12 protein-coding genes are annotated in these 15,357 nt (G+C 38.0%); 9 read left to right on the forward strand and 3 right to left on the reverse strand.

Annotation, left to right across the window (positions count from 1 at the left end):
• The first annotated feature begins 4 nt into the window (after positions 1-4).
• Positions 5-2,479: a ligase-associated DNA damage response DEXH box helicase gene (locus B4F31_RS10375; RefSeq protein ID WP_286761270.1), complete on the forward strand. Its 2,475-nt coding sequence runs from the start codon at positions 5-7 to the stop codon at positions 2,477-2,479.
• Here the strand turns inward: B4F31_RS10375 and B4F31_RS10380 are convergent.
• Positions 2,476-2,985: a DUF1440 domain-containing protein gene (locus B4F31_RS10380; RefSeq protein ID WP_075325559.1), complete on the reverse strand. Its 510-nt coding sequence runs from the start codon at positions 2,983-2,985 to the stop codon at positions 2,476-2,478. The genes B4F31_RS10375 and B4F31_RS10380 overlap by 4 nt on opposite strands.
• Before the next feature lie 101 nt (positions 2,986-3,086).
• Between B4F31_RS10380 and B4F31_RS10385 the strand changes: the two genes are divergently transcribed.
• Positions 3,087-3,866, forward strand: coding sequence for an amidohydrolase (locus B4F31_RS10385; RefSeq protein ID WP_075325560.1), 780 nt, complete (start codon positions 3,087-3,089; stop codon positions 3,864-3,866).
• On the opposite strand, the gene B4F31_RS10390 is transcribed toward B4F31_RS10385, so the two are convergent.
• A complete protein-coding gene (locus B4F31_RS10390) occupies positions 3,853-5,466 on the reverse strand; it encodes an Ig-like domain-containing protein (protein ID WP_286761271.1) in 1,614 nt (537 codons plus the stop codon). The two genes, B4F31_RS10385 and B4F31_RS10390, sit on opposite strands and share 14 nt — an antisense overlap.
• 58 nt (positions 5,467-5,524) lie before the next feature.
• Entirely contained in the window at positions 5,525-6,205 is a 681-nt protein-coding gene (locus B4F31_RS10395) for a ComF family protein (RefSeq protein ID WP_286761272.1), read from the reverse strand.
• Positions 6,206-6,266: 61 nt separating this feature from the next.
• Here B4F31_RS10395 and B4F31_RS10400 point away from each other — a divergent pair, with 61 nt between their 5' ends.
• From B4F31_RS10400 to B4F31_RS10430, 7 genes are all read left to right on the forward strand, one after another.
• Positions 6,267-7,151 carry a hypothetical protein gene (locus B4F31_RS10400; RefSeq protein ID WP_208224030.1) on the forward strand — a complete coding sequence of 295 codons (885 nt, stop codon included), beginning with the start codon at positions 6,267-6,269 and terminating at the stop codon, positions 7,149-7,151.
• A gap of 63 nt (positions 7,152-7,214) precedes the next feature.
• The gene (locus B4F31_RS10405; RefSeq protein WP_093306121.1) at positions 7,215-8,753 is read left to right on the forward strand and encodes a glycine--tRNA ligase; all 1,539 of its coding nucleotides are present in this window, start codon (positions 7,215-7,217) and stop codon (positions 8,751-8,753) included.
• Between the two features lie 118 nt (positions 8,754-8,871).
• A complete protein-coding gene (locus B4F31_RS10410) occupies positions 8,872-11,838 on the forward strand; it encodes a GEVED domain-containing protein (RefSeq protein WP_286761273.1) in 2,967 nt (988 codons plus the stop codon).
• A gap of 26 nt (positions 11,839-11,864) precedes the next feature.
• A complete protein-coding gene (locus tag B4F31_RS10415) occupies positions 11,865-12,173 on the forward strand; it encodes a DinB family protein (protein ID WP_286761274.1) in 309 nt (102 codons plus the stop codon).
• A gap of 284 nt (positions 12,174-12,457) precedes the next feature.
• Positions 12,458-13,228 carry an exodeoxyribonuclease III gene (locus tag B4F31_RS10420; protein ID WP_286761275.1) on the forward strand — a complete coding sequence of 257 codons (771 nt, stop codon included), beginning with the start codon at positions 12,458-12,460 and terminating at the stop codon, positions 13,226-13,228.
• 121 nt (positions 13,229-13,349) lie between these two features.
• Entirely contained in the window at positions 13,350-14,297 is a 948-nt protein-coding gene (locus B4F31_RS10425) for an OmpA/MotB family protein (protein WP_286761276.1), read from the forward strand.
• 22 nt (positions 14,298-14,319) lie between these two features.
• The gene (locus B4F31_RS10430) at positions 14,320-15,357 is read left to right on the forward strand and encodes an NADP(H)-dependent aldo-keto reductase (protein ID WP_286761277.1); all 1,038 of its coding nucleotides are present in this window, start codon (positions 14,320-14,322) and stop codon (positions 15,355-15,357) included.

Genomic DNA, 15,357 nt, shown 5'->3' on the forward strand with positions numbered 1-15,357 from the left:
AAACATGAATAGAAATCAACTTACTGAAATTGCTGAAACCTGGTTTTCTAACCAGGGGTGGAAACCTTTTGCTTTTCAGAAACAAACCTGGACGGCTTTTTTGCAAGGGAAAAACGGACTCTTAAACGCGCCCACAGGAAGTGGAAAAACCTATGCACTTTGGGTGCCTATAGTGCTGGATTATTTAAAGAAAAACCCGGATTATAAAACAAAGCAGAAAAAAGGTTTAAAAGCAATTTGGATTACACCACTTCGTGCTCTTTCAGTGGAAATTGAACAATCGGCGCAACGATTTGCTGATGAAATTGGAAGTGGTTTAACTATAGGAATTCGCACAGGAGATACCCCGCAAAAAGTTCGGGCTGCGCAAAAGAAATCAATGCCCGATTTGCTGATTACTACTCCAGAAAGTTTGCAATTATTACTTTCTTCAAAAAACTACGATAAAACTTTTAAAAACCTAAGTGCCGTGGTGGTTGACGAATGGCACGAATTACTGGGCACAAAACGAGGTGTGCAAATGGAACTGGCGTTATCTCGTTTAAAAACGGTTTCAAAAAATTTAAGAATTTGGGGAATCTCAGCCACGATTGGGAATTTAGAACAGGCGCGGGAAGTTTTACTCGGTCCTAATTCAGAAGCCTTCCAAAATTCGGTATTGATAAGAGCGAACTTGAAGAAGAAGATCAGCGTAAAATCTATTATTCCAGAGAAAATGGAAAAGTTTCCCTGGCGTGGGCATTTGGGTTTACACTTGATTGATGAGGTAGTGCCGATTATAAAGAATTCCAGAAATACGTTGCTTTTTACCAATACTCGCTCGCAATGTGAATTATGGTTTCAGAAATTAATGCATAAATATCCGGAGTTTGCCGGGGAAGTGGCAATGCACCACGGCAGTATTAACAAGGAAACCAGGCTTTGGGTGGAACAGGCCATTAGAAATGAAACTTTAAAAGCTGTGGTTTGTACGTCGAGCCTTGATTTGGGAGTGGATTTTGCCCCTGTGGAAACCATTATTCAAATTGGTGGGCCTAAGGGTGTGGCCAGGTTTTTACAACGAGCAGGCAGAAGCGGCCACCAACCTGGAAAAGAAAGTGTAATTTATTTCTTACCCACTCACGCTATAGAACTTATTGAAGCTTCAGCTTTACAAAAAGCGGTACAGAAGACTGCCGTGGAAGATAGAATTCCGTATTTGTTAAGTTTTGATGTTCTGATGCAATACCTCACAACTTTAGCGGTTTCCAATGGGTTTTTTCCGAAGGAAATCTGGCCGGAAATTAAATCTACGTTTTGTTTCCAGGGCATTACTGAAGATGAATGGTTATGGATCTTGAATTTTGTAACTAAAGGTAGCCAGAGTTTGCAGGCTTATGATGAATACAAGAAAATTGAAATTGAAGAAGACGGACTTTTTAAAGTAAATAACCGTGGGATTGCAATGCGCCACCGTTTGCAGATTGGAACGATTGTGAGCGATGCGGTTTTAAGTGTAAAATACCTAAAAGGCGGTTATATTGGTACAATTGAAGAATGGTTTATTTCCAAACTAACGCCCGGAGACGTATTTACCTTTGCCGGTAGAAACCTGGAATTAGTGCGAATTAAAAGTATGCAGGTTTTAGTTAGAAAATCGAAGAAAAAGACTTCTAAAGTCCCCAGTTGGATGGGCGGTAGAATGGCATTTTCCGCGCAGATGAGTGAATTGCTTCGGGAAGAAATGTATGCCGCTTCTGCTTCTACTTCTGCAGTTTCTTCGGAAAAATCAGAAGAATTAAAAGCTTTACAGCCAATTTTGGAAAGGCAGCAAAAAGAATCTATTATTCCAAAGCAGGATGAGTTTTTAATTGAAACTTTTAAAACCAGGGAAGGTTATCACGCAATCTTTTACCCGTTTGAAGGTCGATTTGTACACGAGGCTTTGGGAAGTTTACTGGCGTATCGCATCAGTTTGCTTTCTCCAATTTCCTTTAGTATTGCTTTTAACGACTATGGCTTTGAATTGCTCTCAGACCAGGAAATTGATATGCAGCAAGTTTTGGATAACAATCTTTTTTCCGCAGAATTCCTTATGGATGATCTTTATAAAAGTTTAAACGCTACAGAAATGGCCAGGCGAAAATTCAGGGATATTGCAGTAATTGCCGGGATGGTTTTTACCGGTTACCCGAATAAACTGATTAAAAGTAAACATTTGCAAAGCAGTTCGCAGTTGCTATTTAGCGTTTTTAAAGATTATGAGGACGATAATTTATTGTATTTGCAATCTTTCAGGGAGACTTTTGAGCACCAGTTGGAAGAAGGCCGATTAAGATTTGCTTTAGAACGCATTCAGCATCAAAATATCATTTGGAAAAACTGCGAAAAACCAACGCCGTTTTCTTTCCCCATTATTACCGACAGGTTACGAGAAAAATTATCTTCAGAAAAACTGGAAGACAGGATTAGAAAAATGTTGAAAAGTCTGGAGAATTAATTTCTTTCATTCAGTCTTTTAAGAACGGTACTTCTAACAACTTCAGTGGTAATTCCAAACAGTACGTGGGCAAACAGCTCGTTCATTTGCATTTTAATGGGCACATCGGTAGGCTTAGGCTCCAGCCCCATCATAGGAAGCGAAGTTTCGTGTGTTGAAATCCAGGTAGAACCACCTAAAATTATCCCATCCCTAATATTTAATTCTTCGTTGTCCTTCTTTCCAAAACCATAAGCAGCCCCAACGCTGGCACCCATAGGGAAATTTACTAATTGCTCGGCCAATTCTTCATTATTAACACTTATAGGAGACCCGGTGATTTTTGTAGAAAGATCGTCTACAATTTTAATTTGGGCAGAACGTTGCTCTATTTTTCTAACCGGTAGAAAATGTTCAACCAGGCTTTTTACCGCTGTACCGGCAAGTCCGCCAAGTACTCCTGCAAGAAGCCCGCGGCCGGTAGCTTTAGAATAAGAATCTTTATTTAGTAAGGCTTGTACTTTCATAATTAGCTATTTTACAGATTAAAACTATCCATTATGTGAGTTTTCTACAATTGTTTAACAAGGATTTAGCAGCAGATATTTAAAATTTGGTAATTTTGAATATGGCACAGAAATTAAACACCGCACTAATTCAGGCAAATTTAAAATGGGAAGATCCCCAGGCTAATCGCAGCTTTTTTTCAAAAGAAATTAAAGCACTTTCAGAAGAAATTGATCTTATTATTCTTCCGGAAATGTTTACTACTGGGTTTAGTATGAACGCCAGTAAATTAGCCGAAAAAACCGATGGTTTAACGCTAAACTGGATGCGTGAAATGGCAAAATTGAAAGACGCTGCAGTTACCGGAAGCGTGATTATTTCTGAAAATGATAATTTCTACAATCGGCTTTTCTTTGTTTTTCCTGACGGAAGTTATAAAATCTACGATAAACGACATACGTTCACGCTTGCTAAAGAAGATAAAACCTATACCGCCGGAAAAGATAGATTAATTGTTGATTATAAAGGCTGGAAAATTTGTCCGCTGGTTTGTTATGATCTTCGTTTTCCTGTTTTTGCAAGAAATACCGAAGATTATGACCTTTTGATCTATGTTGCCAACTGGCCAAGCAAGCGTGTTTTTGCGTGGGATACACTATTAAAAGCCCGGGCTATAGAAAATATGAGTTACTGTATTGGCGTTAATCGTACCGGAAATGACGGTGATGGCTACGAGTATAATGGCCACACAGCAGCTTACGATTGTTTGGGAAAAAATCTTACAGAGCTGTACCGCGAAGAACCTTTTGTAAAAGAAATTACGCTAGATAAAAAACATCTTGAGGAAACGCGTGGGCAGTTAAAATTTCTCCAGGATCGCGATGAATTTACTCTAAAGTAAAAGTCTCTGGCATATCCCAATTAGACCTAACATCTATAGTATCCCGATAATATTGAATTTCTTCCGGTTGAATTCTTTTTAAGTAATTTCCGGTATCCCATTTTCGGTTTTCATTATCATCAAAAATTACCCGAATAAGGTATTTACCGGGCTTTAAATACTGAAAATGTAAATTGGTATCGCCATTAGAATATTTTTCTGTCTGTACTTCTCCTTTTTCATTAGTAAGCTGAACCAGCAACGGAAATCGATTAACATTCTGAAGCCTTAGAATAATACTGCCATAATCTGCATAAGATTTGGTATTTAAACTTTGCTGAAGGGTATCGTTGGTTTCTTCAAAAAGATCGGTAATAGCACCGGGTAAAGCAGTTACGCGATAATCGGTGCTTTCTTCTTTTTCAAAAGAAATTACAATTTCGTTTTCCAACCTGCGCATTTCAGCATTAAAAGGAACAATTACTGAATCTCCATCCCGAATACTAATAAGCTCCCGGTTAAAATTTGTAATTGGAGTGTTGGCTTTCAACTTAAAATCCTGGCCAAACCCTATTCCGCCAGAAGGTTCTGTGGTAATATTTAGGGAATCACGGTCGGCTTCTGCTATTTTTGTGAATAGGGTGTCACGGCGGGTAGGGCTAACTACTTCAAAAGAAAGGCTGTCGTATTCGGGACGAATATTATACCAATAGTAAAGTGTATCGGTTTTTCTATCTTTTACAATTCTGGATTTAAAACCTTCAGGTTCTGGGGTTAATAAATTAATTTCTACACTATCTACTCCTTTTTTCCCTTCGTAACCGAATAAAATTTGATTTCCTTTTAGGAGTTTTGGTCTTTTAGGCTCAAATTCCAGTTCTTCTGTAAAGATGGTGATTTGGTAAGTAGAATCTGTAGGTAGCGTGATATAATCTTCAATAAACCCTATTTTTTCGTTCTTAGGATTAAAATTATAATTATCGTTTTTGTCTTCTATTGCAAGAATCTGGTACGTGCCTTCCTTAAGGTTTTCCAGTTCAAAATTTACGCTACTATCTAACGTGTAAGTTATATATCTTGGAGTTTGTTTGTAGACCAGGGAATCTGAAAAAGTTGAATCTACTTCATATAAAAAAATAGAAATAAATTCGTTTGGAGCTTTCAAATTAGCGTCTTTTATAGTTCCAGAAATTTTTAAAGAGTCCAGGTAGTCACCGGTGGAGAAAACATATTTAAAATATGGTAATGGGTTGCCCTCGTTATTATCTACAATACTTTTTCCAAAATTTATGGTATAAGTAGTATTTTCCTGAAGAGAATCCATATTTTGGATACGTACATCTTTACGTGCCGTACCCATTGGAATAATTGTGGGCCGTGGTTCTATTGGAGGCGAAATTACTATTTGTTGGCGTGCATCTTCTAACTTCACATATTCGTTAAAGAAAATCCTGATTTCTTCTGCAGAGAAATTAGTATTGTAATTTTCTGGGTTTGCCCTAATAAATTTTGGCGGTTCTTCGTCTTCAGGGCCCCCTTCAGGCATTCCTTTTTTAGCGCATCGCACACACAGCAAAAGTAGAGCAACCACAAGTAAAATTCCCGGAATTCTTTTCAGCATAATTTAAAAATGAAATCTAAAGGCAAAGAAACAATTATTTTAGGTTTTAACGTGAGTATCAATCGGTAATTGCCATAGTCGCTATACTTAATTTAGTGTTTTTAATTTCCAGTAACTTATTGCCGCAAGCTTCCAAAGTAGCTCCCGTGGTCACCAAATCGTCTACCAACAGGATATGTTTGTTCTCTACTATTTCTGAATTTTCTATCATAAATGTAGCATCAATACTGCCCCACCGGCCAAGACGTTTTTTAAAGGTTTGGGTGCGTGAACCAGATTTTTTTACCAGAACGTTTTCAATAAATTCGGTATCTAATTTTTTGGCGAGTTCCTGTCCAAAGCCGGTAACCTGGTTGTATCCCCTTTGTTTTAATTTTATACGATGAAGTGGAACTGGGATTACACAATCAATTTTTTTAAACGCGGGATGTGATGCCAGTTCTTTTCCCAGCCAGGCTCCCAGGAAGACTCCCACCTCTTCCTGCTTTTTATACTTAAGATTATGAATAAGATTTTGCACCATTCCTTTCTTTTTAAAATAAAGTAGGGAAGTTGCATTTTCTAGAGGTAAACGGGCAGAAAATACTTTTTTGCTAAGGTTTTCGTTATCAAGGTGATAATTAGTGGTTGGGAGTTTATGTAAACAGGAAGTACAAATTACTTTTTCTGTCTTTAACAAAGGGCTGTCACAGCAGTTACATATTGCAGGATAGAATAGGTTTGCTAAATCGTGAAACATTTGTTAAGTCCTTGCTGTTTACCTTATTAAACTCCTAAATTTACAAACAAAATTTATTAATATGATGACCGAAAAGAAAAACAACACCGCGCTTAAGATTTTAACCGGAGTGTTAGCTGTGGCCTTACTGGCCTTAGGTATCTATACAATTAAATTCTATAACGAAGAGAAAGAGAATAAAGCAATTCTTACCAAGGAGAAAGAGGTAATAGAAGACGAGCTTAATGATCTAATTAAGAAATACGATGAGGCCATAGATGAAAATCAGGTGATGGATCAAAACCTGGTAGATGCCAGGAATAGAATAGAGCGTTTACTGGATTCAGTAGAAGATAATGAAGCCAACCTGGTTTTAATTTCTCGCTATCGCAGGGAAATTAGCAATTTAAAATCTGAGAAAGATCGTTTATTTAGAGTGGTAGATAGTCTAAACCGCCAAAACCAAATGATGTCTCAAACTTTAGACAGTACTAACGTAATTCTACAGGAAAGAACCAGGGTTTCAGATTCTTTACAAACTACCAACCAGGATCTTTCTAACAAAGTAGATCGGGCAGCGCAGCTTAAAGTCACCAATTTACGTGGGGAAGGAGTTATTGTAAGAAATAGTGGTAAACTGGTAGAAAACGACAGAACCCGAAGAATAGACCAAATTAGAACTTGCTTTACTATAACGGCTAATGATCTTGCCGGGCCGGGAGAAAGGAATATGTATGTGCAGGTTTATAATCCTGAAAATGAATTGGTAGGTGATGAAATTGTGGTAGAACACGAAGGCGGGCCTATGGTATATAGCGCGGCTTCTAAAGTTTATTACGAAAACAACGAGTTGGATGTGTGTTTGTTAGCTAATACCAACGAAAATAGATTGCTGGAAGGTACTTATAAAGTTTACGTATATGCCGATGCGATTTTACTGGGAACAGCATCTTTTAACCTAAGATAATTAAAACTTAAAATTCAAAGGCCGCCCTGCTGTTTATCAGGGCGGTTTTTTTATTTTTGTGCTATGGCAAAACAAGAAGATTTTTTTAAAAATGTAATATCCCATGCTAAAGAGTATGGGTATATTTTTGCATCGAGCGAAATTTACGACGGACTTAGTGCTGTTTACGATTACGGGCAAAATGGGGCTGAATTAAAGAAAAACATCAAAGATTACTGGTGGAAAAGTATGGTGCAGTTGCACCAAAACATCGTTGGTTTAGATGCGGCGATTTTAATGCACCCTACCACCTGGAAGGCTTCGGGTCACGTAGATGCGTTTAACGATCCTTTAATTGATAATAAAGATTCTAAAAAACGATATCGGGCCGATGTTTTGGTTGAAGATTATGCTGAAAAGATCAATCAAAAAGCACAAAAGGAAATTGCAAAAGCAAGGAAACGTTTTGGAGATAAGTTTGATGAAGAAGAATTTGTAAGTACCAACCCCAGGGTTATTCGTTATAAAAAAGAGGAGAAAGAAATTCTTGAGCGCCTTGCCAAATCACTTACCGATGAAAATTTGGCCGATGTTAAAGCGCTAATTGAAGAGTTGGAAATTGCCTGTCCCGAAACGGGTTCTAAAAACTGGACAGATGTTAAGCAGTTCAATTTAATGTTTGGAACCAAGCTGGGTGCTTCAGCCGATTCTGCTACAGACTTATATTTGCGTCCTGAAACTGCCCAGGGAATTTTCGTGAATTTTTCTAACGTGCAAAAAACCGGTCGGATGAAAATTCCTTTTGGAATTGCACAGATAGGAAAAGCTTTTAGAAATGAAATTGTTGCGAGACAGTTTATCTTTCGCCAGCGGGAATTTGAACAAATGGAGATGCAATTTTTTGTGCGTCCCGGCGAAGAATTAAAATGGTTTGAGCACTGGAAAGAAACCCGCCAGAATTGGCACGCTTCTTTAGGTTTAGGCGAAGAAAATTACCGTTTTCACGATCATGAAAAAATGGCGCATTATGCTAATGCTGCTACCGATATAGAATTTAATTTCCCTTTTGGATTTAAAGAATTAGAAGGAATTCATTCCAGAACAGATTTCGATTTAAAAGCACACGAAGAACATTCAGGGAAGAAATTACGTTTCTACGATCCTGAATTAAAAGAAAATTACGTGCCTTATGTAATTGAAACTTCAATTGGCTTAGACAGAATGTTCTTAGCGGTTTTTTCAGCTTCATTAAAAGAAGAAGAACTGGAAGGCGGAACAACAAGAACGGTTTTAAAACTACCTGCTGTATTGGCGCCAACCAAGGCGGCGGTACTGCCACTAGTTAAAAAAGATGGTTTGCCAGAGCTTGCTCACGAAATTATTGAAGAATTAAAATGGGATTTTAGAGTTCAGTATGACGAAAAAGATGCGATTGGCCGTAGATATCGCAGGCAGGATGCTGCGGGAACACCATTGTGTATAACTGTAGATCACGATTCACTTGAAGATAAAAAAGTGACGGTGCGTTACCGTGATACTATGGACCAAAAACGCGTAGATATTACAGAGCTTAAGACACTTATTGAACAGGAGATAGATTTTAAGACCTGGATGAAGAAATAACTTAAAAGTGTTTTTTAAAATTATTAAAAGGAGCGATTAATCAACTTAATCGCTCCTTTTGTTTTAGATACGCATAGAATCATTATTTTTAGAAAGTAAAAGAAGAAGTCTCATCACAATGAAGAAAATTTTATTCCTTTTAGTTTTAATTTTTGGTTTTCATTCTATATTTCTGGGTCAGGATAGAGAAACAGCAGGCCCGGTTTATATAGACTCTGCCAAAGCAGTAACTTCTTCTGCAATGTCTAAAAGGAAATTAATTCCGCCGGCAAAAGAATTCAAAATCTACAATCCAAGAAATCGGGGAATTAACAAAATTGTTCCGGGAAAAGGTTTACCAAAAACCAAGGATGAAGCGCTTCAGCAAAAAATGGGTGAAATCCCTGTGAAGGCTCCCAACTTTACGTTTGAAGCTGCTTCTACACAAGCCACTCCTACAGATCCTACCGGGGCTGCGGGGCCAAACCATTATGTAAACGGATGGAATTCGGCTTTTTCAATTTTCGATAAATCGGGCAACAGAATTATGGAACCTGCTTCTCTTGCCAGTATTGGTGGCGAGTTTACCAATGAAACCCTTGGAGACCCTATTATTTTATACGATGAATTTGCCGATAGGTTCATAATTTCACAGTTCAGCGATACCCCCGAAAGTTTTTTAATCGCAGTCTCACAAGGTCCAGACCCAATGAATGACGGTTGGTACACTTATCGCTTTACCACAAACGGGGTTTTGCCAGATTACCCGAAGATTTCAGTTTGGGGAGACGGTTATTATATCACCACTAATAAAAATACCAGGACCGCCGCCACAAGTCAGGTGGTGTATGCTCTGGAAAGGGACCAAATGCTGGCCGGGGAAACTGCCCAAATTATGTCATTTCCATTGCCCGGTATTAGAACTAACGGATTTTACAGTCCGGCCGGTTTTTCAGGGATTGGAAACGAAATACCTCCTCGGGGAAATTCGCCTATAGTCTTTCTACAAGACGATTCGTGGGCAGGGGTTAATGAAGATCATCTAAAGCTCTGGCTTATTGATGTAGACTGGAATAACCCTTCGGCTTCAACTATTTCAGAATCACAAGAATTAGGAGCGGCAGAGGGAGTTTCGCCTTTTATAGCCACATTTGACGGAGGCTCTTTTTCGAATCTTTCACAACCCGGCGAAGATACTCCCGAAATTGACGTATTACAGGCTACAATGATGTATATGACCATTTACAGACGATTTCAAAATTATAATGCTGTGGTTATGAATTTTGTGGTAGATGTAGATCCCAGTGCGGCCGAGCACGCTGGAATACGTTGGTATGAATTACGCCAGCAAACCGATGGCGGTCCCTGGAGTGTTTACCAAGAAGGAACTTACGCCCCCGATAATAGCGACCGATTTAGCGGAAGTATAGGCCTTGATGCGGAAGGGAATATTGCTCTAGGTTACACGGTTTTAAATGATAATCCGCAAAATCCGGTTTTTCCCTCGCTGCGATATACGGGGAGATACCTTAATGATGAACCGGGAATTATGACTATTGAAGAGCAAAATATTATTGAAGGCGAAAGTCCAAATCCCAATTCCCGCTACGGGGATTATGCGCATTTAAGTGTAGACGCGGCAGATGGACTCACTTTTTGGCATAACGGTGAGTATTTTGTAGGCCAGGAAAGGAAAAATCACGTAGGCGTTTTTAAGATAGCACCAGATTTTGATAATAATCTTGGTGTAGTTTCTTTGGTTAGTCCGCAAGATGCAAGTTTAGGTACAAACGAAGAAATAACTATTAAAATCAGAAACTATGGTAGAAATGCGCAATCTAATTTTGAAGTTAGTTATAGCATAAATGGCGGTGCTGAAGTGACTGAAACTTTTGAAGAAAGTATTGCAGCAACAAGCTCTGCAGAATTCACTTTTTCTGAAACCGCCGATCTTTCTGAAGTTGGAGAAACCTACGAATTTCTTTTCAGCACTAATTTAGAGGGAGATGAAAATAGAGAAAATGATACAATAACTACTTCAGTTAGACATTTGCCGCCAAACGATGTTGGAGTAACTTCAATTGATGCTCCTCAAACCGGTGAGAGCTTAGGAAATTCAGAAGAAATAACCGTGAGTATAGAAAATTTTGGAGGCGAACCACAACAGGATATTCCGGTTTTTTACCAGGTTGGTAATAACACACCGGTAAGAGAAGTTTTTAATGACACGCTGGAAGTGGGAGGTCTTGAAGTTTATACTTTTAATCAAACTGCAGATATTTCACCTTCCGGAAGCTATAGAATTACCGCCGGCACACGACTGGAGAACGATTTTGATGCCAGAAACGACACAAGTGTAAGATCTGTAGCTAATTTAGATTGTATTCCTGAAGGCTCTGATTGTAGTTTTGGTGACGGAATTTCGTTTTTTGAATTAGAAGATGTTCTTAACGAACGTATTCCCTGTGGAAATGGGTATGCCGATTTTATTGGTCTTTCGGCTACTTTAGACCGTTCACAGGGGGAATTTACCGTTTCGGTGCAATCTCACTTTGCTGAAGAGGATAAGGAACAATTCTCAATGTGGATAGATTTTAATGACGATGCCGTTTTTGACGATGACGAACGCGTAATCTCTTCTGAAGTTATTCCTAATGCTAATACGTGGTATTCTTACAATTTTAGTATTCCCGCTGATGCATCTTTAGGGCAACATCTTCTGCGAATAAGAGCCGGAGACACCAGTTTTGACGGTGATCTTAATAATCCGTGTGAAGTAATGGATTATGGAACCACTCACGATTATTCAGTAAATATTACCGATTCTACTTTAGATATTGAAGATTTTATTCTTAACGAAGCCGAATTGGTGGTGGTTTCAGAAGAAAATAAACAGTTTAGAGTAATTATGGAAACCGATTATGAAGAAACCCTAAGAATTACGGTTCATAATATTTTAGGACAAAAAATGTTAGAAAATCAGGTAGAAAATAATGGTACCGGGTATGTTTATGAACTTGATATGTCTTATGCAGCACGAGGGGTTTATTTGGTTAGAATGGGCACGCGAGAAGTAGGAAAAGTAAAACGCTTTATAGTAGAATAGACAATCTTAAATCATAATTTTTAAAGGTGTATACTCAAGAATTTGCACACAGGCTTGATGAACTTACCCATAAGTTTAAAAAGACATTTGGAGAGCTCAGTGAAAGCCAAATTCACAGGAAACCAGATGCCGAGACCTGGAGTATTGCCCAAAATTTAGAGCATTTAATATTAATAAATGAGTCTTATTTCCCCGTGATTGATAGGCTGAGAAATAAAAATTATAAAAAGCCATTTACGGCAAAATTGGGTTTTTTGGTAAATTTCTTCGGAAAAGTTATTTTAAAATCGGTACAACCTGATACCTCTAAAAAAACTAAAACCTTTTCAATTTAGAATATCTTCTGAAAATACAGCTTCAGAAGATATTCTAAAAAGATTTATAGAACATCAGGAAAAATTAAAAGAAAAAATATTAAATTCTGAAGATTTACTGGAGCAAAACGCGGTAATTTCTTCTCCTGCAAATCCTAAAATTGTCTATAAACTTGATGCTGCTTTTAAAATTATTCTTGCTCACGAAGAACGACATCTTCAACAGGCCAAAAAGCTACTGGAAATTCAGCAATCCAACTTGTAAATCTTGCATTTAGCCTTATTTTTGAGGAAAATTGACTTAAATGAAGATCATTTCTTATAACGTAAACGGAATTAGAGCTGCCGTTAGAAAAGGTTTTTTAGATTGGGTGCAACAGGCAAATCCAGATGTGGTTTGTTTACAGGAGATAAAAGCAAATCCTGAGCAATTAGACCTTAACGATTTTAAAGAAGCCGGCTATCCTTATCATTACTGGTATCCCGCTCAAAAAAAAGGTTACAGCGGCGTGGCAATTTTAAGTAAGCATAAACCGCTGCATATTGAATATGGCACCGGCATAGATTATATGGACTTTGAAGGCAGAACCATCCGTGCCGATTTTGAAGATTTTTCAATTATAAGTTTGTATTTACCCTCGGGAACAAATATTGCCCGTTTGGAGCATAAACTCCGTTTTATGGACGATTTTCAGCACTATGTAAATGAGTTAAAACAGGATTTCCCCAATTTAATAATTTGCGGAGATTATAATATTTGCCACCAGGCTATAGATATTCACGATCCTGTGCGCTTAAAAAATGTATCAGGTTTCTTACCTGTAGAGCGTGAGTGGATAGATAATTTTATGAAAAGTGGCTTTATAGATTCCTTCAGGCATTTTAATGAGGAAGGTGATAATTATTCGTGGTGGAGCTACCGTGCAAATGCCCGTGCCAATAATAAAGGCTGGCGTATAGATTATAATTTGGTGGCAGAGCCATTACAAGAAAAACTAAAAAGAGCCGTTATATTACCCGAAGCCAAACACAGTGATCACTGTCCTGTTTTGGTGGAATTGGAATCAGATTTTTAGAAAGAACGTCATTACTAACGGAGTGAAGTAATCTCTACCAAGTTGCAGATTGTTTCTCCCGATAATTATCGGGCTCCCAATGACGGTAAATTAGAAGATATTTGAACTTAAAATTTTAAAAATGAAAAAAATACTTGTTTTAGCAGCTTCAGCAGTTTTTATTATGACCTCCTGTGTGTCTTCAAAAAAATATGAAGAACTCGAAGGTAGGCACGCCGATTTAAAACGTGAAAACCGAAATACACAATCTGAACTCGATAAATATCGAAATTTGGATGAAGAATATTCAGCATTAAAAAAGGATTATGCTGCAGCTACTGCTGAAAGGGATCGGCTAAAAGATGAGTTGGAAAGCTCTAGAAAAAACTATGCAACCCTTAAAAAGTCTTACGATGCCTTAGAGGAAAACAGCTCGGCAGCGATTGCAGAAAATTCGCGACAAAACCGTCAACTTCTAGCTGAATTAGAAGAAAAAGAACAGGCTTTGGTAAAGGAACAAACAAGGTTAGATAAATTACAACGTGATCTTGATGCACGTTCCAGAAGGGTAAACGAACTGGAAGAATTAATCGCGGCCAAAGATGCTAAAATGAATGCATTAAAAGATGCAATTTCAAAAGCTTTAACCAATTTTGAAGGTAAAGGTTTAACTGTAGAACAGCGCGACGGCAAGGTCTATGTTTCTATGGAGAATAAATTATTATTTGGCTCTGGAAGTTGGGCTGTAAATGATGAAGGAAGACAGGCCGTGCAACAATTAGGTCAGGTTTTAGCAGAAAATCCCGATATCGCGGTTTTGATTGAAGGACATACCGATAATGTGCCTTATGGCGGAAGTGGCCCTTTAAATGATAACTGGGATCTTTCCACCAAAAGAGCGACTTCAATAGTTCAAATTTTGAAAGAAAATAATAATATAGATCCACAGAATTTAACCGCAGCCGGGCGTGGGGAATATGCACCAATCGCAACGAATGAAACTGCTGAAGGAAAGGCAAAAAACCGAAGAATTGAGGTGATTTTAACACCAAAATTAGATGAGGTTACTAAATTGCTGAATGAAGAATAATAACGATGCAGAAATATAATAAATGAAATATACCACACTCCCGAACACCGATATAAAAGTTAGTAAAATTTGCCTGGGAACAATGACCTGGGGCGAACAGAATACAGAAGCCGAAGGCCACGAACAAATTGAATTTGCCCTTGAAAAAGGCGTAAATTTCCTTGACACGGCCGAGATGTATTCTATACCCGGAAAAGCCGAAACCCAGGGTAGTACCGAAAAAATTATTGGTTCCTGGTTTAAAAAATCGGGAAAGAGGGAAGATGTAATACTGACTTCTAAAGTAGTTGGCCCCGGAAATTCTATGGAGCATATTCGGGATAATCTTGGTTTTTCTAAGGAAGCTGTAACCGATGCTCTGCATAAAAGCCTGAAGAGATTACAAACCGATTATATAGATCTTTATCAACTTCACTGGCCGGAAAGAAATACCAATTTCTTTGGGAAATTAGGTTACGAGCATGATGAAGAGGAAAAATGGGAAGAAAATTTCCAGGAAGTTCTTGAAACTTTAAATGAGTTTGTAAAAGAAGGAAAAATAAGGCAGGTTGGTTTGTCTAATGAAACGCCTTACGGACTTTCCCGTTTTCTGGAAGAAAGCAGAAAGCACGATCTTCCAAAAATGATCACGGTACAAAACCCGTATAATTTATTGAATAGAAAAGATGAAATTGGCTTAACTGAAATTCTTCATCGTGAAAATGTGGGTTTATTTCCTTATTCCCCTTTAGGAATGGGAACTTTAAGTGGAAAACATTTGGACGGAATTCAGGAAAACTCGAGATTAGGTTTGTTTCCACAGTATAAAAGATATTCAAATGAGCAGGCGGTAAAGGCCACCAAAGCTTATGCTGAAATTGCTAAAAAGTATAATTTGAATTTCGCGCAAATGTCCCTGGCTTTTGTAAATACGCGTCCGTTTGTAACCAGTAATATTATTGGTGCAACTTCCATTAAACAATTAGAAGAAAATATTGATAGTATAGAGGTAAAGCTTTCAGAAGAAGTTTTAGAAGAGATCAATAAAGTTCACAAAACTTACCCTAATCCTGCACCTTAG

The organism is Salegentibacter sp. UBA1130, from assembly GCF_002311535.1.
GTDB classification, from domain to species: Bacteria; Bacteroidota; Bacteroidia; order Flavobacteriales; family Flavobacteriaceae; genus Salegentibacter; species Salegentibacter agarivorans.